The sequence below is a fragment of the Sorangium sp. So ce1036 genome (assembly GCF_051369805.1).
In the GTDB taxonomy this organism is placed as follows: Bacteria; Myxococcota_A; Polyangia; order Polyangiales; family Polyangiaceae; genus Sorangium; species Sorangium cellulosum_F.
This window is the reverse complement of record NZ_JBBMOX010000001.1, coordinates 672,841-696,229: the sequence shown is the minus strand read 5'-3', so window position 1 is coordinate 696,229 and position 23,389 is coordinate 672,841. Positions and strand designations below refer to the sequence as shown.

Sequence of the window (23,389 nt, the reverse complement as noted above, 5' to 3'; positions counted from 1 at the left end):
TGGTGAGAGATCGCCTGGGTTTCTTCCATGGTCACGCCGACTGGAAGCGGTACTCGCAGAGCAGGTAGATGTCCTGCAGCGTGTCGTTGAGCCGGTTGTCCTCCGTCTTGAGCCCGCTCGCGATCGAGAGGATCGCGCCGCTGCTCGCGCTGAGCGTCCAGGCGCCGAGCGCCACGCCGTCGACCGGCAAGGTCAGGTCGTCGCTCTTGCCCGTGTTGCGCTGGTTGCTGTCCGGATAGGCCGTGAGCGTGCATGGCTGCGCCTCGGCGCCCGGCGGCGCCACCTGGACGGCGAGCGCACCGCCGCTCGAGTAGTACTGCTCGCCGTTCCACCGCGCATACAGGCTGGCGCGCGTGATCATGACCTTCCGTGTCGCCGGCGCATAGGGGAACATCTCGGCCGTGAGCGGGATCGAGAGCTCCTGCGCCACGTTCGAGTCCGAGGGCGCCGCCATGAACCGGGCCCACTCGAACGGCAGCTCGGACCGCAGGCTGAACAGCCGGCGCCGCGTCGGCGGGTGTTGATCGTAATACGCCTTCGCCGCGGTGGCGAGGGCGCCGTCCGAGCGCGCCGTGTACCGGATGTGCAGGATCACGTCGCTCACCGCCCCGATGTCGAAGCGGTTGCTCGCCGCAGGGAGCTCGATCGTGCACGCGCCGAGCACGCCCGCGCCCTCGAAGGGGAGATACCGCTCGTCACGCAGGTTCGGCTCGAACAGGCCCGCGTCGTTCACCCCGCCGCTCGTCGCGATCACGTTCGTGAGCGGAACGAGATCCGTCCGGAAGTTCCCCGCGTCGTCATAGGAGCCGGTCACCTGCGCCCTGCTGCGCACCTTCGTGTTGCTCAGCGTGAGCGTGCAGCTGACGCCCGCGTACGGCCCGGTCACGGTCGGGATCGTGACGGCGACCGACTTGATGCGCCGGAAGTAGTGGCCCGGGTAGTCGAGATCGAACACCTCCTCCGGCAACTCCACGTCGCAGGTGCCTGTCTCCCGGAGGTGCATGAGCTGCTCGGGCGCGACCTCGGCGAGCGAGACGTGCTTCACGAGCTCCACCTCCCGTGGGGTCTGCTCCAGGAACGCGACCTCCAGGCGGCGGAGATCGTGCTGGAGCCGCTCTCCCGCGAGCAGGCCCTGCTTCAGGCTGTCCCAGGCGCCGAAGCGCACCATCGCGGGCGTGCCGTCAGCCGTGCCCAGCTCGAACCGGAGCGCCCGCTCCGCGCGCTTGGCCATGTCATAGGCCAGCGTGTACGTCTGGTAGTGCACGGTCGACAGCTCCGCCACCATCCAGTCGTACAGCTCCTCGGTCGTGCGCTTCCTGTCGTGGAGGAACTCGAGCACCTCGCGGGCCTGCTCGGTCTGCCGATCGTGGTTCTTGAGCTCCACCTCGGCCACCGCGGCGCGGATCTTCGCGGCGACGATCTGCTTCTCCAGCCCCTGCATCTCCTTCGCCGCGAGCCGCTCCTGCAGCGCCCACTCCTCGGCGCGCCGCTCGTAACCGGCGAGCGTCGACGCGATCGACGCGCCCTCGCGCAGCGCGCCAGCCACCATGGAGAGCACGTTCGACGCCGCCTCGATCGGAGCGCCCGAGGCCTGCCCTCCGACCGTGGTGAGGGCCACCGGGCTCCCGAACGCGCCGGCGCCGCCGAACGTCACCGGAGGGATAGCCTCGACGCCGGGGGCGACGGCGGCGACCGCCTGCGCCACGAGCCCGAGCTCCATGCCCGCGACGCTCATGGCCAGCGCGCCCTGCTCCGCCGCGCTGATCCGCGGCAGGCTCGCATAGTGGTCGCGGCGGAGCCGCGCTGTCTCGAGCGACCGCTCCAGCGCAGCGACGGTCGCCTGGGCGTCCTTGATCTGCTGCGCCTTGATCTCCCGCACCGCCGCGAGCAGCTCGATCTCGTGGCCCGAGCGCAACCGTGCGATCGCCTCGCCATCCTTCTTCTCCATGGCGGCGAGCAGCGCGGCGCCGAGCCCGGCCACCGCGGAGCAGAGCTCCATCGCCTTCGCGTGCAGCACCTGGAAGCGGTAGGGGAGCCGCGGGGAGCTCGCCTCGTTGAGCACCGTCGCGAGATCCACGCCGAGCGCCCTGGCCTGCACGAGCAGCATCGGATCGATGGGCGGCTCGAACAGGGGCAGCGTCCGGACCACGCCCTCGATGCTCATCGAGTGTCGGATCTTGAAGAGCCGATCCGCGACCGTGTCCCACAGCCCCGAGAGCGCCTCGTCGCGGGGCACGCAGAAGTAGAGCTCTCCGAGGTCAGTCGTGTGCCCGAAGAACGTGCTGCGCAGCGAGTCCATCAGCGAGTCGACCACGAGGCTCTCCGCCTCGACGCGGGACCGTGACGCGATCACCGGGTCGGAGAGATCGCCGAGCCCGAGCGCCTCGAGCTGCCAGTAGTTCCGCGGCGTCACCGCGTCCTGCCGCTCGATGCGCACCGGGCGCCGGCCGAGGATGTTGCTGGCGAGGACGTACAGCTGCGTCGCCTCGTTGATCGCCTCGATGGTCTCGCGCCGGAACAGCTGATCGCCCCAGGCGATCAGGTTCTCGATGTACTTCATCACCACCGCCTTCTGGTAGGCGATCGGCCGCATCCGCGCGACGAGGTGCGGATTGAACGGGTCCTTCCGCCACGCCTCGATCTGCGCGGCGAGATCGACCTTCTCCGGCTCGTCGTCCTGATTCGCCAGGAGCGAGCCCAGCAGCCTGGCCATCGTACCCTGCTGCGAGGGCGACAGATCCCGGAGCTCGTCCTCGATCGAGGCGAGATCCTTGTTCTCGCGGAACGGCCGCACGTTCCAGAAGCGCTCGGGCGCCGGGGCCGGATCGCCCGTGGTCGGGTCGAAGATGAAGTGGAACCAGCGCTGCGCCTCGGCGTGCCGGCCGCTCTGCATCAGCCGCAGGGCGATCAGGAACGGCGCGTGGAAGAACAGCTCCCAGTTGTAGAGCGAGTACGCGCCCTGGAACGAGAAGTCGACCTCCTCGACCGGATACGGCGTGAGCACGTTGGCGGGATCCGGGTCGTACGTCTGCTCGAAGAACTTGCTGGAGCGGAGCTGGAGCGGATCGGTCGGGTGGAGCGACCACTTGAGCAGCCCGTCCACGCCGGCGCGCTGCAGCTCTTTCCGGAACAGGCAGGCGTAGGGGTGGTAGAAGGACGTGAAGCGGTACCGCTTCGCGTCTTCGTAGACGTGCGCGATGCGCGTCATCGTGGGCGCTTTCTTCGTCCACGCGTCCGTCATCGGCCCCGCGCGCTTGGCGAGCACGGCGTCGACTCTGGCAACGTCGGCGAATGGCGTGATCCCGGGCTGGATCTTCGAGGCAGGATACCACTCGGTGTGCTCGGTCAGGACGAGCTCGGAGAAGAACGTCGATCTTGCGTCCTTGTAGAAGAAGAACGGCGCGCCGGCATAGGCGCTGTCGTCCCTCTCCCCGCCGCCGATCTCCCGGGGAATGAGCGCGCGGAACGCGGAGACATCCCTGAGCAGCGGGAGCCGCTTCGGGAGGTCGTTGAGCTCGATTGGAACGTCCAGCGAGGGCACATTCATGGTCGAGACCACAAACTGCCGCCGCCAGTTGGTGAAGCTGGGCTTCGCGGGCTGGAACTCCCAGGACTTCTTTTCATCCTCGTCGTGATCGGTGCCCTCCAGTGCACCGCAGCTGCTTCGCTCGAAGTACCCGAGGCGATGGCCGAAGTAATAGTAGATCTGTACCACCGCGATCCGGGGCGGCCGCGGGGTCGATTCGCGCTCCAGGAACAGCGAGATGTAGGTGGGACGATCCGGCATCATCGACACCTCCGAGCCGCCGCTCATACGGCGCGCGCCCCACGTGCCGTTCCGGCGCTCGCTCCACGCGAGCCGGATGTAATGGCGCGTCTCCGCCGTCTCGCCCGCGTGGCGCGTGTCGGACGGGATGCGCTGGCTCGGAAGGGCGCGCTCCTCGATGATGGGCCAGTACAGGTGCGGGCGACGGTCCTCCACGGTGAGCAGGAGGTTCTCCGCCTCGATGTCGAGATCGATCGGCTCCCAGGGAGTCCAGGACAGCCCGTCCACCCGCGTGCGGTAAAAGTACTTGTACGGCTGGGCCGCGGTGCGGCCGACGACGTGGAGCACGTCGATGGGGAGGTGCGTGTCATCGCCGTCCTCCTGCTGGTGGAACGCGGCCACGACCTCGAGGTTCGCGACCTCGTCGAGCCGGTCGAGGTACCGCTCGAACGCCCGCTCCGCGGCCTCGTCGGTGATGTCCTTCTGCCGGAGCTCGGCCTCGAGATCCTTGAAGAACGGGGACTTGTCGTCGCGCAGCGACGGGTCGAGGTACGCCTCGGGCTGGAGGAGGACCTTTCGGTTGGCCTCCCAGACGCGGTAGCTCTTGCGCCACGCCCACTCGCGCGCCGCCTCCTCCGGGAGCGTCAGCTCGTCCGCCTCCAGGTTCAAGAACGCGCGCTGCACGAACGTCTGCACCGAGCCGATCGCCTGCTTCAGGCGCGAGGTGAGCACCGCGGGGCTCGTCTCGACGTCCACGAGCAGGTCGGCGAACAGGTCGTCGCTGTCCTCGTATCCCCGCTTCGCCACGAGATACCCCACCAGCGACGACCGGAGCCGCTCGCGCAGCACGTCGCGCAGCGGCGGCGCCACCCGCGCCCACTCCGCGTCGGAGTACTTCGCCTTGGCGGCCCGGACGATGCTCTCGGCGGGCACGGGGCCGTCCGACATGATCGCGCTCTCCCACGCGAACGCCTGCTCGGCCGAGACGCCGAGCCGCTTCAGCACCACGATCGCGCGACGCATGAGCCCGAGGATCGAGACCTGCTGCGCGGCGTTGCTCGGGTCGAGCGTCACCCAGCCGCGTTCGCTGAGCACCCCCGCGACGTCGGCCGCGGGCCAGCCGGTGGCGGCCGCCAGCGCCGCGGGCTCGGCCACGAACAGGCTCGCCAGCGACGGGCTCGGCCCGACGAGGTGGGAACGGAGCGCGACGAAATCCACGAGCCTCTCCCAGGCCTCGAACAGCGCCGAGCCGGTGCCGTCGGTCACCGCACGCGGCAGGCCGTCGAGGTCGAGCGCCGGCCACGCGCCGGTGAAGATCCGCTCGATCTCGTCGGCGCTCGCGCCGAGCTGCTGCACGATGGCCGCGGCCCTGGCCAGGTGCCGGTAGGCAGCGAGCTGCGCGGCGCGCAGGCCGAGGCTGTCGAGCGACGGCGGCGGCGAGGCGGGCAGCTCCGCAGGCAGCGAGAAGGCACTGGCGAGCGACGCGTTGCCAGGCTCGCCCGTCGTGAGGATGTCCGTGAGCAGGAGGTGCATCGACCGCGCGTCCACCTTGAGCGCCGCGGCGAGCGTGTCCTCGACGAGCGCCGCCTCGGCCTCGCTGTCCGGACCGCCGTTCTTGCCGCGCAGCGCCAGCAGCGCGCCGAACATCTGGTCGAGCACGGGGCTCACGGCCTCGTCCGTCACGGCGACCCGCGCGCGCGGAGACGACCGCCCCCGGAAGACGACCTCGAGGTCGGCGGGCGACAACCCCGAGCGCCGGACGCGCTCGACCGTGTCCAGGAAGCGCAGCGTGCGCTCGGGGTTGTCGGCCTCGAACGGCTTGTAGGCGCTCAGGTTGTAGATCACGAGGAAATCGGGCAGCGACAGGCGCGCCGCCCGCGCGAAGGTCACGATGCGGTGGAGCTTCGCCAGCGCCTCCAGCGCGGGGACCTCCGCGATCATGGGGACGAGGACCGGAAGACCGACGCCCGAGTCCTCGGTGAGCAGCGACAGCTCCTCCCGGCCGATGCGCAGGCCGGCGAGGATCGCGGGGATGTGGTCGGGGAGCAGGTCGGCGGCCGAGAGGCCGGCGACGCCCGGCAGCGCGAGCGCGGCATCGACCGGGCTGGTCACGGTCCTGGCCTGGAAGAGCTGCTCGTAGAACGACGGCGTCTCGCCCGCGTCGCGGCGCTGGGTGTCGAGCGGCCCGAACCAGCTCGCGAGCACCGCGATCGGCAGCGACATGCCCCGATCGGCGCGCAGCGCCTGGATCACCGCGATCACGCGCAGCGCGCGGTCGTTCACGATGTCCGTGCCGGTGGGGGCGCACGCGGTCAGCACCTGATCGAGCTCGCGGATCGACCAGCCGAGGCGCAGCCGGAGCCGCAGGAAGCGGTGCAGGATGTCCAGGTCGGTCAGATCGCCGATCTGACTGTCGATGGTCTGCTCCTCGATCTCGCAGCTCCCCGCGGGCTCGATCGTCGGCGACCCGAAGCGATGGATCACGGAGGTCGCGAGCAGCTCGCGCAGCTCGTCGTAGGACAGCCCCGAGCGCACGAGGAACTCCGGCACGTTGAACAGCCCGCCGGGGATCCAGCCGACGCCCCAGGCGCTCGCCAGGCTCCCGTTCGGGACCGGTTCGCCGCGGATCAGCAGGAGCTCGCGCCATGAAAGCCCGAGCCGGTAGGCGGCCATGTTGCCGGGATCCGCGGTCTCCGGGCTCGACCAGCCCGCCCTCAGCTCGGACATGAGCGCGTGCAGCGGCACGCCGAGGTGCTCGAGATAGACGCGCGCCTCGTGGAGCCGGTGGTGGTACGGCAAGCTGAAGGGGAAGTCGCGCTTCGACAGGCGGTCGTAAGCCGTCTCGTGCCAGTCCTCCTCGCCGCTGGGCGGGTTCGGCATGGCCGCGAGCTCGTCCGCGGTGCCGACGGTCGCGATGTGCTCCGGGAAGACGGGCGGGGCCTCGTTCTCCTCCAGGGTCTCGCCCACGAAGGCGTGGACGAGGATCTCGTTCACCAGGTCGACGTACGGCAGCGGCGTGTCTCGCCCGACGGTGGACAGCGGAGCAGAAGACGGCAGGGGGCGGCCTCGGAGCCCGCGGCGCGACGATCCGTGCGCCCCTGCTCCGCGCCCCCCGCGCGGTCCCGCGAGACATCTGATTGCTTCTGTCGGTCGCGTGATCCAGCCCTTGCGAGCGTCCGCGGCCAGCGCCGGAATCACCTGCAGGACGTCATGGATGAAGTACCACGGCGCGCTTCACTTCACGATTTGTAAAGAGGGATCACCATTCGATGATCCCGGCGTGCCGCCGGGTCATCGCCTCCGGCCTGCATCGCCCGACGGGTGGCGGCGCGCGGCCGCCGTCATGCCGTGAGCGCGCACGCGCACGCGCACGGGGAGGCCAGACGAGGACGAGAGACGGAGACGGGAGACGGAGACGGAGACGGAGACGGAGACGGAGACGGGAGGCGGAGACGGGAGACGGGAGGCGGAGACGGAAGACGGAGACGGAAGACGGGCGGCGGAGACGGGAGGCGGAGGCGGAGACGGGAATGCTACACGTCGAGGTCCTTCCACCTCTTCGATCGCTGCGTGAAGATCAGCATCCCCACCAGCGACGCCACGCCTATCGCCGCGAACGCGTACCAGATCTCGTAGGGGCGGTAGGTCTCCCAGAGCAGCTTCGTGGCCTCGACCGCATCGATGTTCAGCACCTCCTGGAGCTTCCTGAACGCCTCCTGCCGCGAGACCCCCGTCACCTCCGGCAGCGAGGACACGTCGCCGTCCCACGCCCTCCCCTTCACCAGCTCGGTCTTCTCGGCGAGGTAGCGCAGCGCCAGCGTCGCCTTCTCGCCCCGGGTGCCGTACAGGATCCCGGCGAGCTGCGCCCCGAGCGCCGGGCCGATCGCCGCCGGGATGTTGATGTACCCGAGGTACAGCGCCTTCTTCCCCGGGGGCGCGATGAGCGCGAAATACTCGACCTTCTTGGGGCCGGTCAGCATCTCTCCGGTGGAGAAGAGCAGGATCCCGAGGAAGAGCACGTACAGCGACGTCGTCGTCCCGGAGACGAGGATTCCGCCGATCGCCACGAGGATGCCCAGCGACATCGCCGAGAGCACCTTCATCCTCGCCACCAGGTACGAGAACGGCACGAGGAAGAGGACGATGCACACCGCGTTCACGTTGAGCACGTTCTCCTGCTTGAGCTGGACCCCGCGCGGATCCCTCGTGTCGAGCCACGACGTCGGGAGCCACGGGTTGTTCTGCACGAACGAGGTGCTGCTGATCCAGTCCGTGTAGAAGTTCGGCATCAGATCCCAGAGCTGGTACATCATCAGCCAGAACCCCGAGAGCAGCAGGATCACGGTGATGAGCCGCGCGTCCCAGATGTTCTTGATCGTCTCCCGGAAGACCTTCCACGCGTCCGACGTCTTGTCCGCGCCGGAGTCGACCTCCTTGTACGTGAACAGCATCAGGAAGTTCAGCGAGATGATCGCGGCGCAGCCGTAAAACACCCACGGCCAGCTCTTGCCGTGGAGATAGCCGGCCAGAGGCGGGCCGATCGCCGCGCCCACGTTCACGAGCCAGTAGAAGAGCCCCCAGCCCACCGAGGAGTTGGACTTGTCCATCGACTGGGCCAAGGTGCCCTGGATCCCCGGCTTGAAGAGCGCCGTCCCCGTCGCCAGGACCACCACGCCGAGCAGGAAGCCGGTGAAGCTCCGCTGCGTCGCCATCAGCAGATAACCGATGATCTTGAGCCAGACGGTGATGAAGATGGTGCGCTTGTAGCCGTATCGATCGGCGTAGCCGCCCGTGACCATCGGCAGCAGCGACTGGATGAGGGCCCAGACCATGTAAATGGTGCCCTTGTCCTGCTGGCTGAAATGCAGCCCCCCGGGCTCGTCGGCCTGGGCGATGTAGATGGGCATGACGACCCGGACCCCGTAGTAGGCCAGTCGTTCCCACATCTCCATGGTGCAGCCCATCCAGAACGAGCGCGGGAGGCTCTTGATGGTCTGAGCAAAGGAGAGCTTCGGCGGCTCCTTCGCAGCGGGCTCGATCACGGCTGCATTCGACATTCCATGCTCCTCGCACGCCCGCGCCCCCGGGCGAGCCTTCGTAGCACAGCGGGTGCGGCGCACATATCGGGATCATGGGCGCGATGAGCGCCATCCACCGCAGGCCGTCGCGGGCATAGAAGATCGTGTGCCCGGAGCGCCGCGGGCGAGCTCCCCGCCGCCCCCCGCCGGATCAACCATGCAAAGTCGCGCGGCGCGGTGCAGTAGACCACGACGAGGCATTGAGTCCGCGAGTCGCGGAGAGAGGCCTCCTCCGCGCCGCCCCCGTGTCCCGCCGGCCGCGCGCCGCGCCGCCACGACCCGGCTGCGCCGCGGCCGGCGACACGCCGGGCAGCCGGCGCGGCCGCCCGCATCGGCCCGCCGCGCGGCCGGATCACCCCCGGTGCGCGCCCGGCTGCCGCCCCGGCTCGCCCGCCGGCGTCTCTTTGCCCGCCACCGGGCCGAGGTGGTAGGGCAACCCCCGTGATGCACGCGCGGCAGAGCGGGGATCGATCCGGCGGGACCACGCTGGAGCAAGCGATTGCGCGCTTCCTCACCTACCTCACGGCCGAGCGCCGGGCCTCGCGCCACACCGTGGCCGCCTACCGGCGCGATCTCACCCAGCTCGCCCGCTTCGCTCGCGAGCAGTCCGCCGCGGACGCCGAGCGCCGGGCGCCGGCGGCGCGCGGCCAGGCGACGCGGAACAAGGCCGCGCGTGGCAACGCCAAGCCGGGCACGGCCGTGCGCGGCGAGGCGGCTCAGGACGCGGCGGCGCGCGCCGAGGCGGCTCAGGACGCGGCGGCGCGCGCCGAGGCGGCGCAGGACGCGGCGGCGCGCGGCGAGGAGCCGGCCGTGGACGGCCTCGACGTGCTGCTCCTGCGGCGCTGGCTCGGCTCCCTCGCCCGCACCCACGCGCCCGCCTCGATCGCGCGCAAGGTGGGCGCCGCCCGCGCCCTGCTCCGCTACCTCGAGCGGCGCGGCGAGGTCGACAAGAACGCCGCCGCCCAGCTCGCCCTCCCCAAGGTCCGGCGCCCGTTGCCGACCTTCCTCGACGTCGACGCCGCCGCCGAGGTCATGGAGACCCCCGGCGCCGAGACCGCCGAGGGGCTGCGCGATCGCGCCCTCCTGGAGACCCTCTACGGCGCGGGCCTGCGCGTCTCCGAGCTCTGCGGGCTCGACCTCGCCCACGTCGACCGGCAGCCCGGCCGCGCCTCGGTGCGCGTCGTCGGCAAGGGCGACAAGGAGCGCGTCGTCCCCCTCGGCGCCCACGCCCTCGCCGCCATCGAGCGCTACCTCGAGCGGCGCGACGAGCTCGCCGATCCCACGACCGGCGCCCGCGACCCCCGCGCCCTGTTCCTCTCCCGCCGCGGCGCGCGCCTCGGGGTGCGCCGCGTCCAGGAGCTCGTCCACCGCTACGGCGCGCTCGGCGCCGGCCGGGCCGACCTGCACCCGCACGCGCTCCGGCACACCTGCGCGACCCACCTGCTCGACGGCGGCGCCGACCTCCGGGCCATCCAGAAGCTGCTCGGCCACGCGTCGCTCGCCACCACGCAGCGGTACACGCACGTCTCGATCGATCACCTGCTCAAGGTCTACGACGCCGCCCACCCCATGGCGCGGAAGCGGAGCCCGGCGTGAAGAAGACTCCGGCCGGCCCCGGCGCCGCGGTCCCCACGCTGGCGCGCGGGTGGGCGGCGCGGCTCGCCCGGAGCGCGCTCGGCGCCAGCGTCGCCGGCATCCTGGCCGCCAACCTCGACGCCGGCTGGGCGACCACGGGCGGCGCCGACGACCCCTCCTCCCAGCTCGCCACCTACCTCGCCGACGCCGGCGTGATCGCGCCCGTCGTGCTCATCGTCGGGCTCGTCGCGGGCCTCGGGGCGATCGCGGCCGATCCGTCGCGCCCGCCGACGCCGGCGACGCTCGTCGCCTCGCTCCGGCTGCGCGCGATCGGCCGGCCCGCCGACATCGCGGCGTTCGTGCCGCTCACCGTGCTCGCGGCGTTCCTGTGGATGACCCTGTGCGCGCAGCTCGCCCGCGCGCTGCTCGGGCTCGACGCCCCGCCGCTCCTGGTCGGCACCGCCGTGGCCGCCGGCGCGCTCGGCCTCGGCGTCATCGCGGGCCTCGCCGTGCTCGCGCTGACGCCGCCGCTCCGGCGCGCCCTCGCCACGGCCAGCGACGGGCGCCCGGCCTGCGTCGATCCGGCGGTGACCGGCGGCGTCGCGCTCGCCGCCGCCGCGGCGCTGTTCGCGTACGGGGTCGCCACGGGCGGCGTCTCCGGCGAGGGGGGCCTGTTCGGCATCTACGGCGTCTTCAAGCGCCCCGAGCTCGACCTGCGCGCCCCGGCGCTCCTGCTCGGCGTCGCGGTCGCCGCCTTCCTCGCGCAGGCCGCCGCCCGGACGGTCCGCGCCCCGGTCGCGCTGCTCCTCGCGCTCCTGCCGCTCGGGCTGACCGCGCGCGCCGCCACCTCGCTCGGCGCGGCCCCCGCGGTCGCCCAGGCGCTCGAGCGCGGCGCCCCGGTCGCGGGCAAGAGCCTCGCGCTCCTGCGCCGCGCCGCCGATCGCGACGGCGACGGCGCGGCCGCGCTCTTCGGCGGCGGCGACTGCGACGACCGCGACCCGCGCGTCCACCCGCTCGCCGAGGAGGTCCTCGACAACGGCGTCGACGACGACTGCACCGGCGGCGACCTGACCGCCGCGGCGCTCGCCGCGCTCGCGCCCCCGCCCCCCGCCGAGCCCCCGCCGGAGGCCGCCCAGCGCGTGCCGGACGACCTCAACGTCGTCCTGATCACGATCGACACCCTCCGCTGGGATCTCGGCTACGCGGGCAACCCGCGGCCGGTCTCGCCGAACCTCGACGCGCTCGCGGCCCGGTCCACGGTGTTCGAGCGCGCGTACGCGCTCGCGTCGTACACGGGCAAGAGCGTCGGCCCGATGCTCATCGGCAAGTACGGGAGCGAGACGAACCGGAACTGGGGTCATTTCAACAAGTTCGGCGAGGAGGACACGTTCGTCGCGGAGCGCCTGAAGGCCGCGGGGGTGAGCACGATGAGCGTGCACGGGCACCGCTACTTCGGGAAGTTCGGCGGGCTCGATCGCGGCTTCGACGTGGTGGACCTGTCCGCGGCGCCGCCCGAGGGCGCGCCCTGGGACATCGACAACAAGGCGACGAGCCCCGCGCTGACCGACGCGGCGCTCCGGCTGCTCGCGTCGCCCGAGCGCACGGGCGGGCGCTTCTTCCTGTGGGTCCACTACCTGGATCCGCACGCCGACTACCTCCGGCACAAGGACGGGCCGAGCTTCGGGGCGGCGACGCAGCGGGATCTCTACGACGGCGAGGTCGCGTTCACGGACCGGCACATCGGCCGGCTGCTCGACGCGATCGCGGCGGCGCCGTACGGCGGGCGCACGGCGATCCTCGTGACCAGCGACCACGGCGAGGCGTTCGGCGAGCACAAGATGTACCGCCACGGCTTCGAGCTCTGGGAGGAGCTCGTGCGCGTGCCGCTGCTCGTCCACGTCCCGGGCGCGGCGCCGTCGCGGGTGTCGGCGCGGCGCAGCCTGATCGACCTCGCGCCGACGATCCTCGACCTGATGCGGGTCCCCGGCCCCGGCGAGGGCGCGGCCCCGACGGACTTCCTGTCCGGCACGTCGCTGCTGCCCGACGTGTTCCTCGCCGCCGGCGAGCAGGCCCAGGCGCGCGACGTGCTGATCGACATGCCGGCGGGGCCGTACAACGACGCGCGGCGGTCGTTCCTCCACGGCGACCTGAAGCTCACGATCTCGGGCGGCGCCCGGTTCGAGCTCTACGACCTCGCGAGCGACCCGGAGGAGCGGAAGAACCTGTGGGGGACCGAGGCCGGGAAGGGAGCGGCCAAGGAGATCGAGGCGCGCTACGCGGCGATGCGGGCGCGCCTCCGCGAGGTGCGCGTGACCGGCGCGCGCAAGTGAGCGCAACGTAACGCAACCCGGAACGGGGCGCCGCGGGACGCGGGACGCGCGTGATGGCCGGGCGCTGACCGGACCGCGACCGCCGGCGCGGCGACGACCCTCGATCGCGATCCTGCTCCCTGCAGGCCTTGCCATGGATGGCCCGCGTGCGCTCCGCTACAGTCACCATCGTAAGGCCCACGACAAGGAGAACCGGCGCCATGTCGGACGCGCAGATCATCCTTTTCTTGCTCACCTCGCTCCTCGTCATCGTGACGCCGGGGCAGGACATGGTCCTCGTGATGTCTCGCTCCCTCGCGCAGGGCTCGTCGGCGGGGATGGCGACCGCGAGCGGCATCAGCGTCGGCCTGCTGGGCCACACCGCGCTGGCGGCGCTCGGGCTCGGGTCGATCCTCATGGCCTCGAGCGCGCTGTTCCTCGTCCTCAAGCTCGTCGGCGCGGCGTACCTCGTCTATCTCGGCGTGCGCCTGCTGCGCGCGCCCGCGGCCGCGCTGGAGCTCTCGGGGGCGCGGGCGTCGAGCCTGGTCAAGCTGTTCGCCGAAGGGGCGCTGTCCAACCTGTCGAATCCGAAGGTGACGATCTTCTATCTCGCCTTCCTGCCGCAGTTCGTCCCCGCGGACGCCGAGCACCCGACCCTGCTCCTCGTCGCGCTCGGGACGGCGTTCTCGCTGCTCACCTTGCTGGTGAAAGGGCTGGTCGGCCTCTTCTCCGGCGCCCTGTCCGCGTGGCTGCGCGCGCGCCCGAGGGTCCTCACCGGGGTGTACCGGACGAGCGGCGCGGTGATGGTCGGCCTGGGGGTCAAGCTCGCGCTCGAGCGGCGCACGTGAGCGCTCCCGACATGCGTTGACCGGCGCGCGCAGGGCGACGGGCGAGCGCCGGCACCTCGCGGCCGCGAGGCGCCGGCCGCGGCGCGCGGGGCGGGAGCGCTGGCGCCTCGCGCCGCGCGCCGACCGTGCCAGGATGCGGGCTGGAGCATCGCATGGAAACGCTGAGCTGCCCGGGCAAGACCGTCTCCGGTGGCTCGACGGCAGCTCATCTGCCCGGGCGAGGCCGTCTCCGGTGGCCCGACGGCAGCTCAGGTGCCGGATCCCAGGGCCGACAAAAGAAGGACAGGGCCTCGGTTCAGCAAGGAGATGCGCACATCCCAGCGGGCAGTCTTTCAGCTCGCCGATCGGCTCACGGAAGCGTGGTGGAAGGTCGAGTCGCCCGCCATCTACCCCGACACGGGCGAGGACGTTCGAGCCGAGATCTTCGAGCGGGAAGGGACGCCCACCGGGCTCTCACTCGACCTGCAGGTGAAAGGGCACAAGAGCCTCAAGGGGTTTGTCGGGAAGGGAGAACTTGCGCATCTGCATCATTCGCTGGACGTCAAGCACCTCCAGAACTGGGAGAGCAGGAGGAGCTATCTCCACTGGGCCCCTGAAGGTAGCCTCGAGGATCGCCTCGACGCTCTGGCGAAAGAGCAGGCCGGGTACTTCACGGCCGAACAAGCGCGGGCGGCGGGCTGCTTTGCAGATTACCTGGACTACATGGAGCAGCGCAATAAAATCGAGACGGTGGTGGAAGGCGTGTTCCGCCTGGTGCACTTTCCACCGGTATCCGACGTGGAAGATCTGGTCGTCGTCTGGCTCCAGAGCGGCAAGACGGCGGTTTTCTCCCACCACACCGCGCTCATGCTCCGCGGGCTCTCCGATATCCTTCCCCCACGGATCCATGTGACTGTTCCGCCCGACTGGGCGCCTGCTGCGTCGATGCCGGCGCACGTCGTCCTGCACCGTGCGACGTTGATGGAGTCGGAGATCACCTGGCACGATGTCGTGCCTGTCACGGCTCCCCTCCGCACCGTCCGAGATTGCAGCGCGGCCGGGTTGGATCCAGAGCTCTTGGACCAGGCGCGCCGCGAGGGGATCGAGCGCGGCATATTCCCGGCCGAAGAGCTGCCCCCGAGCCCTATTGTAGCCGCGGAATGAAGACGCGCAGCTACCGGACCGCAGATCAGCTTCGACAGGCGCTCGAGCAGCGGATCCGCACCGAGGCGCAGCGCAGCGGCATGCTCATCGCGCGCGTCCGCCAGATCGTGATCTTCGAGCGGTTCACGGCGCGGCTGGTAGCGGCCTTCGGGTCGCGCGTGGTGCTCAAGGGAGGCTTTGGGCTGGAGTTGCGTCTTCACGGCGCACGCGCGACGCGTGGTTGGCCTTCACCCTGCCCCCGACAGGGAAAACCCCTCGTACCCCCGGGCCGCGACGGCCTCGCACGTCTTCCTGTAGGCCCCGACGCCGCCGGCATAGGGCATCAGGACGCGCGGCTTGCCAGGGATGTTGGCCCCGAGGTACCAGGAGCTGGCCCGGGGATAGAGCGTGCCGTCGGCCACCTCCTTGACGTGCGCGACCCACCTGTCCTCCGCCTCGGCGGTGGCCTCGATGCATCCCAGGCCGCGCGCGCGCAGGGTCGCGATGCAGTCCGAGATCCACGCCACGTGCTGCTCGATCGACACGATCGCATTGCTGAACACGGAGGGGCTGCCCGGGCCGGTGATGGTGAACAGGTTCGGGAACCCGGCGACGGCGATCCCCAGGTACGTGCGCGGGCCGCCGGCCCACTTCTGCTTCAACGACGCGCCGCCCCTCCCCCGGAGGTCGATGCGGGTCAGGGCGCCCGTCATCGCGTCGAAGCCCGTCGCGAGCACGAGGCTGTCGAGCTCGATCTCCGCGCCCCGCGTCCGGAGCCCCCTGGGCGTGATCTCCTCGATCGGGGACGCCTTGACATCGACCAGGGTGACGTTGTCCCGGTTGTAGGTCTCGTAATAGCCGGTGTCGACGCAGAGGCGCCTGGTGCCGAGCGGATACCCCCGTGGGCAGAGCGCCTCGGCCACGGCCGAATCGCGGACGGTCGCGCGGATCTGGGATCGGACGAACTCGGCCGCGGTCTCGTTGGCCTCCGGGGAGCGCATCACGTCCGAGAACGTCGCGAGAAAGCCGGTGCCGCCCTGCTCCCATCGCGCCCTGTACTCGCGCTCCCGCGCCTCGGGCGACACCTCCAGCGCCGACGCCGGGTTGCCCTCCATGACGACCCCGGCGCGCGTCTCGCGGGCCCTGCGCCGGTACTCTGGATAGCTCGCCTTCATCCACGCCGCGTGCGCCGGATCCAGGGGCGCGTTGCGCGCGGGCACGCTGAAGCACGGGGTCCGCTGGAAGACGAAGAGGCGGGCCGCCTGCTCGGCGAGGACGGGGATGATCTGGACCCCGGACGAGCCCGTGCCGATGACGCCCACGCGCTGGCCGCTGAAATCGACGCCCTCGTGCGGCCAGCGGCTCGTGTGGTACACCGCGCCCCGGAAGGTCTCGAGCCCCCTGAAGTCGGGCGTCTTCGCGGCGGACAGGCAGCCCGTCGCCATGATCAGGAACCTGGCCGACACGCCGGCGCCGTCGTCCGCGCGGATCACCCAGCGATCCGTCGCCTCGTCGAAGACCGCGGCGGTCACCCGTGTCCCGAGCTGGATGTCCCGGCGGAGATCGAACCGGTCCGCGACGTGCTCGAGGTAGCGCAGGATCTCCGGCTGGGTAGCGTACCGCTCGGTCCACGTCCATTCCTGCTCGAGCTCGGGCGAGAACGAATAGGAGTAATCCATGCTGGGGATGTCGCAGCGCGCGCCGGGGTAGCGGTTCCAGAACCACGTGCCGCCCACCCCGCCGCCCGCCTCGTAGACCCGCACCGAGAGGCCGAGCTGGCGCAAGCGGTGGAGCATGTACAGGCCCGCGAACCCGGCGCCGACGACGACGGCGTCGAGGCGGCGCTCAGGCGCCGCGCCGCCTTCCGGACGATTCGACTGCAAATCAGACATGATGCTCGCCTCCCTCTGGACATGGATGTGCGCCCGGGCGCCTCGCGCCCCGGCGCGGTGGCCGCGAAGAAGCGTGGCGTACCGCGTCGCCCCGCCGCGTGTCCCGAGCGTCAGGTGCGGTGGACGTGGCAGGCCAGCGCCATCAAACCGAGGACCAGCAGCACGCCGAGGTGCAGCAACCCGCCCCACCCGAGCGCCGACAGGAGGGCTCCGGACGAGAGCGACGCCACGCCGCTGGCGGCAAACACGCACAGATCGTTGACGCCCTGCGCGCGGAAACGCTCGGCCCCCGCGCGGCTGCGCGCAACGAGGGTCGTCGCGGTCACGAACACATAGCACCAGCCGACCCCGACCAGCGCCAGCCCGAACAGGTGCCCTCCAAGACCCGGGATCCAGCTTGTCAGAAACCCGACGAGCAGAAACAGGAGCCCGAGGGCCTGGACCTGCGCGATCGACAGCCGCCGCAGGAGGGCGCCGACCGAGAGCGAGGGCAGGTACATGCACAGGAGGTGCACCTGGATCACCCAGCCTGCCTGCTGGATCGAGGTCCGCTCGATGCCGCACATCTGCAAGGGCGTGGGCACCATGAGGAGGCTCATCACCAGGAAGGCGCCGGCGCCCATGACCACCATCGGCCAGTACAGGCCGCGGGCGCGCGCGTCGGGCGCGGCGGTGGCCTCGACGGGGCGCGCGTCTTGCGGCCGGTACGCCACGAACGCGAGGGCGGCCAGCGCCTGGAGCACCGCGAGGATCCAGAGGGCGCTCGGCATGTCGCGGTAGGTCCGCCCGCCGAGCAGGCCGAAGAGCGACACGCCGGGGACGATGCCGGCGGCGCTCGCGAGCTGGATCAGGGTCAGAAGGCGCGGCGCGCGCTGGCTCGCTTGCCCCTCGAGGATCGCAAAGCGGTACTGCTGCACGAAGGCGCCTTGCACCCCCACGCCGATGACCGCCGTGCAGAACAGCGGGAGATCCGATCGCTCGACCGCCCGCGCCGCGAGCGCGAGGCAGCCGGCGGACAGGAGGGCCGCGGCGATGAAGCAGGGCCTGCGTCCGAAGAGGCGCATCACCTGGCTGGCCGGCCAGGTGCCGAGGGCCGAGGACAGCACGAGCACGGCCACCGGCAAGGTGGCGAGCCGCATGTCCATCGCGAGCCGCTCGCCCACCAGGCTGCCGACGAACTGGATCGCGACCACGCCGGCGATCCCCACGACCTGACAGAGGAGCAGGACCAGCGTGTTGATGGACGTCGCGGGCGCGGCGCGCAAGGCCCGACGGATCAACGGGCGCGCTCCGCGTCGGGCGGCGCGGCCCCGTCCCCGGCTTCGAGCGCCGCGATGGCGTCCAGGGAGAGCCCCATGCGCTCGTGGAGGAACCGCGCCATGGTCCAGTGGGGCAGCGCGCCCTCGTCGAACGGGCCGAACTCGTCGCGGTACAGCGGCAGCCAGCGCAGCCCCTCCTCGAGCGCCTGCTCGCGGCTGGGCTGCGTCCCCTGGTAATCCTCGTACGGCAGGCTGCGGTGGTGGATGAAGAAGCGCCCCGGCAAGCGCTCCTCGCAGAGCTCGCGATACTCCCGCGTCTGCAAGATCAGATAGTGCCAGATCTCGTCGATCGCCTGCTCCACCGGCAAGAACAGCCCGGCCAGCCGCTCGGGGTAGCGCGAGATGAGGTACAGGTACCTCAGGCATTCGATGACCTGTCGCTCGACGAGCGCGGGCTCCTCGCCGGTGGTCCGCGCGAAGCGCCGCACCACGCCGGAGAAGAGCGCGTCGTCGAGCAATGCCTTCAGCGCGGCGGTCGTCACCCTGGGCTCCTCGGATCTCACGGGCCACCTCGCTCCGCGTCCTCGCCGTCCTGCGCCAGCCAGGCGTACTTTCCGGACTTGCCGATCGCGATGTGCGCGCGATGTTCGAGGGCGCAGTCGAGCCCGGCGCCCTCCAGGAGCGCCTGCCGCAGCGCGCGCGCCGTGGCCGGATCGACCGGCCTGTCGTCGAAGGTGGTGTACAGCAACCGCGCCTGCGCGGGCCCCCTCGGGTGGAGCTGATAGAGGAAGATGCGCGGCGTGACGGCGCTGATCCAGTCGTCGAGGTGGGCCTGGGAGATCAGCCCCCCGCGGGCGAGCCGCAAGAGCTCTCGCTCGCGCCCGCAGAACCGGCGGATCCGGAGCGGGTCGGGGGAGCCGTCGACCGTCTCGGCGCAGTCGCCCGAGCGATAGCGGATGAGCGGCATGTGCGGGTTGCGCACGCTCGAGACGACGAGGCTGTAGATCGCGCTGCCCTCCTCGACCGGGATCAGCTCCAGGTGCATCCTGTCGAGGTAGGGCCAGTATCGCCCGTGACGATCGCTGTAATAGAGGTACCCCAGCTCGGTGCTCCCGAACAGATCGACGATGGGACACGCGAAGTGCCGCTGCAGGAAGCGCCGCACGTTCCTCGGCGTGTACTCGTAGGCGTGGATGACGCTGGCTGGCCGCGGAAAGCGCTGCCACGCCCCCCAGGCGAGGGCCTTTTGCACGAGGTGCGCGAGGTGGTAGCCGTCGCAGTCGAGGTGGTAAAGGCGCCGCGGATGGGCCTCCGCGACGACGGCCATCTCCTCGAGCATGCGCTCGACGTCGCCGCGCTCCCAGAGCGCCGGGTCGAGCCGCAGGTTGAGGTAGAGCGTGCGCGGGTCGAGCCGGCGCTCCTCGAGGCTCGGGATCGCCGGCGCCTCGGCGCCGCGCCGCCTCGCGTTGAGCCGCGCCACGTGCTCGGTCGCCAGCACCGTGGTGATCGAGACGCGCTGGCAGCCCTCGCGCCAGGTGCCGGCGATATCGGGGTGCTCGCTCCACAGCCGGTAGTAGGAGTGCAGCAGGAAGAACGGCGGGCGGATGATCTGCATCCGCGCGTGGTGGGTCCCGGTCGAGAGCACGATCTCCGCCTCGCCGACCTTCAGCGCGTCGGCGAGCCTCGGGGTCATCCAGCTATCCGGGAAGCCTCTGGCGATCTCTGGCTTCTCCAGGATCGGGAAGGAGCCCGCCTCGATCGACGGACGGTAAATGGGAATGTCCCTGACCTGATCGATCATCTCGGCGAGCGGCTGTCGGTGGGCGTCCATCGATCGACTCCAGGAAGACGGCCGGACGGGCCATCGAGAAGCGTTGCACCACGGGTCCGGGCGGCTGCGAGCGAGGCGGAGGCCCCGGCGACGAGGACGTCCCCGCCTCGCTCGCGAGCCCGATCATTCCTGTCAGCTGATGCAGCCGGCCTTGCGCGAGATGCAGCCGGCCTTGCGCGAGATGCACCCCGCCTTGCGCGAGATGCACCCCGCCTTGCGCGAGATGCAGCCGTCCTTGCGCGAGATGCAGCCGGTATCGAGGGTGGGATCACCGGCCGAGTTGGCCGCGACCCACTGATTCCAGAGATGATCCTGGGCGATCTGCCGAATCAAGTATTCCATTCGAGCCTCCGAGAGCGTCATGAGTGGACGATGCGTGACGAACGCACACCTCCACAGCCCGCGCGCTGCTGCGGTCGTGTGGTCGACGGCCTGGGCAACACAGACTGTTGTCCCCCCAACCGTCTCGCTGACTATACGGGGCCGCCCAGGAGGGTCAAGGACGCCATCTCGATCGAGACGAGGTGAAATGGATATCGACGGGGCGCCCCGTGAATGCATGACATCAACCGGCCATCGGCCGACGCGGAGGCTCCAGGCGCAGCGTAACCATCTCGCAGAGTGCCCCCGTGAGCCCACGAGCTGGCCGACGCGCGACCATTTCGGCGCGAACACCTGGAAACACACCGCAAGGGTGGCGTTGCAATGGGCCCCGCCTCGCCCGGGACGCTCGTGCTGGCCGTCCTCGCCGCGGACGCGGATGTCGTCGGGTGAAGCTCGCCGCGGCCGCGGCCGCCGTCAGGCGGGGCTCGCCGCGCTCTCCGCGGCGTAGAAGCGCTGCGCCTCTCGCACGAACAGCCGATCCGGCATCCACGCGAGCGCCGCGTCGCGCACCGCCGCGCGCACGCGGCTCCGGCCGAGGACGAACCCCCGCATCTTCCACGCGCTCTGCTGGTAACGGGCCGCGATGGGCCGAATCCCGGCCTCGTAGCGCAGGAGCGCGGCCGGCACGTCCCCGGGGTGCTCCTCGAGCGCCCGGGCCAGGTGGTACGCCCCCTGGAGCGCGAGCGCGCTGCCCATGCCCGAGAGGAACGTGGGACACGCGCCGGCGTCGCCGAGCAGCGCCACCCGCCCCTTCACGAGCCGCGGCGGCCGGACCATCGTGATGGCGTCCGTGAAGACGTAGCTGCTCGCGTCGATGGCCTCGAAGGTCCGGCGGACGGGCGCGTCGAAGTCGCGGCAGGCGCGCAGGAGGAAGTCGCGCACGTCGGCCGCGCTGCGGGACGCGGGCTGCTCGCCGCCGTCGGCGTGGTAGACGAACGGCGAGGCCACGCGGGGGCCGATCGGGATGAGGCCGACCATCTGGCCGCGGCCCAGGTAGGCGGCGACGAAGCGCGGGTCGAGCCCGTGGTCGACCTCGACGGTGAGCGCGATGTAGCGCCCCCCGAGCGGCACCTCGTGGCCCGACCCGAAGACGCGCGCGCGCGTGGGCGAGCGGACGCCGTCCGCGCCGATCAGCGCGTCGAACGCCTCGGAGCGGCCGTCGCTCAGGCGAACCTCGACGCGCTCGGGGCCGGCCTCGAGGGCCTGCACCTCGGTGCCCAGCCGGAGCTCCACCTTGCCGGAGACCGCCTCGTGCAGCGCGGCGTGCAGGTCGGCGCGCCGGAAGAAGAGGACGCCGCCCAGCTCGCGCTCGAGCCGCGTGGCGCGGTTCTCGCGCAAGAGCCGCCCGGACCGCGTGTGGAAGCGCACGCCGTCGAGCCGCTGCTCGCGCGCGCGGCAGGCGTCGAGCAGGCCCATCCGCTCGACCGTGCGCACGCCGTTGCCCTTGAGCCCGATGTAGTGCCCGAGCGGCTCGAGCCGCCTCGCCCGCTCCGCGATCACCACCTCGACGCCGCGGCGCTCGAGCAGGAGCCCGAGCGAGAGACCGGCGATTCCACCTCCAGAAACGAGGACGCGCATCATCTCACCTCGGCGGCAAAACAGGATTTCAGGAGAGCTCGGCCCGTGGCGCGAGCGCGCGGCGCAGGCTCCCCCGGTGGCCATGTCGAAAGGCGCGCTGTTTCCGGAGATCCAGCCTGTCGAGCCTGGGGAGCGGCATGTCGAGGCCGGGCATCGAACCACGGATCGGAGCGATGGTCTAACGGGAGCGAGCGACCCTGGAGAGGATTTCAACCCTGGCCCGTGGGCCGCCTTCCGTTCCCGATGCCGGAGCACCATGACGAGCGGGGGAGCTGATCGATGCGCCCGGTGCGCCCGCATCGTCGGCGAGCAGGATCTCGTGCGTAACGGAGGCGACATGAAGGCGGTGCGGATTCATCACGGAATTTCTGGGCTCCTTGCCGTGGCCTCGTTCTCGCTCGCGCTCGGGGCGTTCACGGGCATGGCCGGCGGCGCGGAGGACGCCCACTGGGAGAGCTGCAATCGACTGGCGTCCTACGCGGCCCGCCACGTGGAGCACGCCAGGTCCTATCACCTGGCATGCTCCAGCGACGTCGATTGCATCCTGGCCGACCCGAGCACCGATTGCCAGGGCATGTGCTTCACGCCGATCAACCGGAGCGGCCTCGAGCAGATGAGGCGCGTCGTCTCCTACCTGAACAAGACCACATGTCGCGAGCATCGCGCGATGCGCTGTCCTTACGCCACGCCGTCGTGCCTGGCGACAAGGCCCGTCTGCGCCCGCGGGACCTGCGCCGCGGTCCCATGAGGGGCGGCCGCGCGTGGGCCCGCGGAGCGCTGGCCAGCGGCCGCCCGCGCGCAGCCGCCGCGCGGGCGCCCCGTGTCACCGCCGCCGAATCCGGTCGAGGCGCTCCGGCCTGCGGCGGCCCGCTCCACCTCGCCAGGAACCCCGGAGCGCGCTGGGCTCGGCGACGCAAAACCAGCCTTCGGATCCGGTGCCATGAAGCCCGACCGGACCGACGCCGGGCGCGCCCGGCCGGTAGCGGACGCCGGCCGGACGGCCTCGGGCATGGCGCGTGACGCCGGGGAGCATCGTCGCTAGACTGACAGCAGCCGCGAGGGCGCCGGAGGAGGAGCTAGCATGCAGGCCGCGAAAGTCGCCATCGTCATCCCCGCAGATCGCCGTGTCCAGCTCCAGCTTCCCGCCGACCTCCCGGAAGGGCCGGCGGAGGTCATCGTCCTCGTCACCTCCCAGAAAGCTGCGCCGATCGACAGACGCGCGGCGCTTGGCATGGATCGCGGCAAGGTCCAGATCGCCGATGACTTCGATGCGCCGCTACCGGAGGACATGCAGCGGGCGTTCGACGGTGAAACATGAGGTTGCTCCTCGACACGCACTGCTGGCTCTGGCTCGTCGCCCAACCCGAGAGGATCCGTCACGACGTGGTGGAGATGCTCGTCGCCGAGGACAACCATGTCCACGTCTCCACCGCGACGGCGTGGGAGATCGTCATCAAGCACTCTCTTGAAAGCTCTCGCTCCCGGCCCCGCCGGCCGAGTACATCCCTCCACGCATGACGGCCCTCGGCCACCGTCCTCTGCCCATCGAGCAACAGCACGCGCTTCAGGTCGCCCGACTTCCTCCGCATCACAGGGATCCCTTCGACCGAATCCTGATCGCGCAGGCGCAGGTCGAGGACATTCACCTCGTCACCGCCGATCGGCTCATGGCGCCCTACGATGTCCGCTTGATCTGGGCGAACGCATGACTCGGCGCCGGGTGGTGGAGGGGAGCACCAGGCTCGTC

The 23,389-nt window shown here is 71.1% G+C and carries 14 protein-coding genes and 1 pseudogene; 7 read left to right on the top strand and 8 right to left on the bottom strand.

What is annotated here, in order from left to right; all coding sequences use genetic code 11:
• Positions 1 to 31 precede the first annotated feature (31 nt).
• Positions 32 to 6,760 (bottom strand): neuraminidase-like domain-containing protein, encoded by a 6,729-nt coding sequence (locus WMF31_RS02430; protein ID WP_436600390.1) that lies wholly within the window; start codon positions 6,758 to 6,760, stop codon positions 32 to 34.
• A gap of 539 nt (positions 6,761 to 7,299) precedes the next feature.
• A complete protein-coding gene (locus WMF31_RS02425) occupies positions 7,300 to 8,823 on the bottom strand; it encodes an MFS transporter (protein ID WP_436600389.1) in 1,524 nt (507 codons plus the stop codon).
• A 465-nt stretch (positions 8,824 to 9,288) separates the two neighbouring features.
• On the opposite strand from WMF31_RS02425, the gene WMF31_RS02420 reads away from it, so the two are divergent.
• The 4 genes from WMF31_RS02420 (at position 9,289) to WMF31_RS02405 (ending at position 14,719) form a co-directional block, all read left to right on the top strand.
• Positions 9,289 to 10,440 (top strand): tyrosine recombinase XerC, encoded by a 1,152-nt coding sequence (locus tag WMF31_RS02420; protein WP_436606510.1) that lies wholly within the window; start codon positions 9,289 to 9,291, stop codon positions 10,438 to 10,440.
• Positions 10,437 to 12,749, top strand: coding sequence for a sulfatase-like hydrolase/transferase (locus WMF31_RS02415; protein WP_436600388.1), 2,313 nt, complete (start codon positions 10,437 to 10,439; stop codon positions 12,747 to 12,749). Before WMF31_RS02420 ends, WMF31_RS02415 begins: the two co-directional genes overlap by 4 nt.
• Before the next feature lie 200 nt (positions 12,750 to 12,949).
• Entirely contained in the window at positions 12,950 to 13,576 is a 627-nt protein-coding gene (locus WMF31_RS02410) for a LysE family translocator (protein ID WP_436600387.1), read from the top strand.
• A 306-nt stretch (positions 13,577 to 13,882) separates the two neighbouring features.
• Complete coding sequence (locus tag WMF31_RS02405; protein ID WP_436600386.1) at positions 13,883 to 14,719, top strand: DUF4365 domain-containing protein; 837 nt, start codon at positions 13,883 to 13,885, stop codon at positions 14,717 to 14,719.
• 227 nt (positions 14,720 to 14,946) lie between these two features.
• Here WMF31_RS02405 and WMF31_RS02400 read toward each other — a convergent pair whose 3' ends face one another.
• From WMF31_RS02400 to WMF31_RS02375, 6 genes are all read right to left on the bottom strand, one after another.
• A complete protein-coding gene (locus WMF31_RS02400; protein ID WP_436600385.1) occupies positions 14,947 to 16,590 on the bottom strand; it encodes a flavin-containing monooxygenase in 1,644 nt (547 codons plus the stop codon).
• Between the two features lie 110 nt (positions 16,591 to 16,700).
• Positions 16,701 to 17,870 carry an MFS transporter gene (locus tag WMF31_RS02395; RefSeq protein WP_436600384.1) on the bottom strand — a complete coding sequence of 390 codons (1,170 nt, stop codon included), beginning with the start codon at positions 17,868 to 17,870 and terminating at the stop codon, positions 16,701 to 16,703.
• Positions 17,867 to 18,412: a glycine-rich domain-containing protein gene (locus WMF31_RS02390; RefSeq protein WP_436600383.1), complete on the bottom strand. Its 546-nt coding sequence runs from the start codon at positions 18,410 to 18,412 to the stop codon at positions 17,867 to 17,869. The genes WMF31_RS02395 and WMF31_RS02390 overlap by 4 nt, the downstream gene beginning before the upstream one ends.
• Positions 18,409 to 19,680, bottom strand: coding sequence for a hypothetical protein (locus WMF31_RS02385; RefSeq protein WP_436600382.1), 1,272 nt, complete (start codon positions 19,678 to 19,680; stop codon positions 18,409 to 18,411). The genes WMF31_RS02390 and WMF31_RS02385 overlap by 4 nt, the downstream gene beginning before the upstream one ends.
• A 132-nt stretch (positions 19,681 to 19,812) precedes the next feature.
• Positions 19,813 to 20,022 (bottom strand): hypothetical protein, encoded by a 210-nt coding sequence (locus WMF31_RS02380; protein ID WP_436600381.1) that lies wholly within the window; start codon positions 20,020 to 20,022, stop codon positions 19,813 to 19,815.
• 456 nt (positions 20,023 to 20,478) lie between these two features.
• Positions 20,479 to 21,645: an FAD-dependent monooxygenase gene (locus WMF31_RS02375; protein WP_436600380.1), complete on the bottom strand. Its 1,167-nt coding sequence runs from the start codon at positions 21,643 to 21,645 to the stop codon at positions 20,479 to 20,481.
• A gap of 334 nt (positions 21,646 to 21,979) precedes the next feature.
• On the opposite strand from WMF31_RS02375, the gene WMF31_RS02370 reads away from it, so the two are divergent.
• The 3 genes and pseudogenes from WMF31_RS02370 to WMF31_RS02360 all read left to right on the top strand — a co-directional run bounded on the left by WMF31_RS02370 (position 21,980) and on the right by WMF31_RS02360 (position 23,351).
• Positions 21,980 to 22,390: a hypothetical protein gene (locus WMF31_RS02370; protein ID WP_436600379.1), complete on the top strand. Its 411-nt coding sequence runs from the start codon at positions 21,980 to 21,982 to the stop codon at positions 22,388 to 22,390.
• A 333-nt stretch (positions 22,391 to 22,723) separates the two neighbouring features.
• Positions 22,724 to 22,960: a hypothetical protein gene (locus tag WMF31_RS02365; protein ID WP_436600378.1), complete on the top strand. Its 237-nt coding sequence runs from the start codon at positions 22,724 to 22,726 to the stop codon at positions 22,958 to 22,960.
• A pseudogene (locus WMF31_RS02360) lies at positions 22,957 to 23,351 on the top strand (type II toxin-antitoxin system VapC family toxin). The gene WMF31_RS02365 and the pseudogene WMF31_RS02360 overlap by 4 nt, the downstream one beginning before the upstream one ends.
• Positions 23,352 to 23,389 lie beyond the last annotated feature (38 nt).

Excerpts from the sequence above, each read along its gene's own strand:
- WMF31_RS02425 (WP_436600389.1), bottom strand. The coding sequence starts at position 8,823 with ATGTCGAATGCAGCCGTGATCGAGCCCGCTGCGAAGGAGCCGCCGAAG.
- WMF31_RS02420 (WP_436606510.1), top strand. The coding sequence starts at position 9,289 with ATGCACGCGCGGCAGAGCGGGGATCGATCCGGCGGGACCACGCTGGAG.
- WMF31_RS02410 (WP_436600387.1), top strand. The coding sequence starts at position 12,950 with ATGTCGGACGCGCAGATCATCCTTTTCTTGCTCACCTCGCTCCTCGTC.
- WMF31_RS02405 (WP_436600386.1), top strand. The coding sequence starts at position 13,883 with ATGCGCACATCCCAGCGGGCAGTCTTTCAGCTCGCCGATCGGCTCACG.
- WMF31_RS02400 (WP_436600385.1), bottom strand. The coding sequence starts at position 16,590 with ATGTCTGATTTGCAGTCGAATCGTCCGGAAGGCGGCGCGGCGCCTGAG.
- WMF31_RS02385 (WP_436600382.1), bottom strand. The coding sequence starts at position 19,680 with ATGGACGCCCACCGACAGCCGCTCGCCGAGATGATCGATCAGGTCAGG.
- WMF31_RS02380 (WP_436600381.1), bottom strand. The coding sequence starts at position 20,022 with ATGGAATACTTGATTCGGCAGATCGCCCAGGATCATCTCTGGAATCAG.
- WMF31_RS02375 (WP_436600380.1), bottom strand. The coding sequence starts at position 21,645 with ATGATGCGCGTCCTCGTTTCTGGAGGTGGAATCGCCGGTCTCTCGCTC.
- WMF31_RS02370 (WP_436600379.1), top strand. The coding sequence starts at position 21,980 with ATGAAGGCGGTGCGGATTCATCACGGAATTTCTGGGCTCCTTGCCGTG.
- WMF31_RS02365 (WP_436600378.1), top strand. The coding sequence starts at position 22,724 with ATGCAGGCCGCGAAAGTCGCCATCGTCATCCCCGCAGATCGCCGTGTC.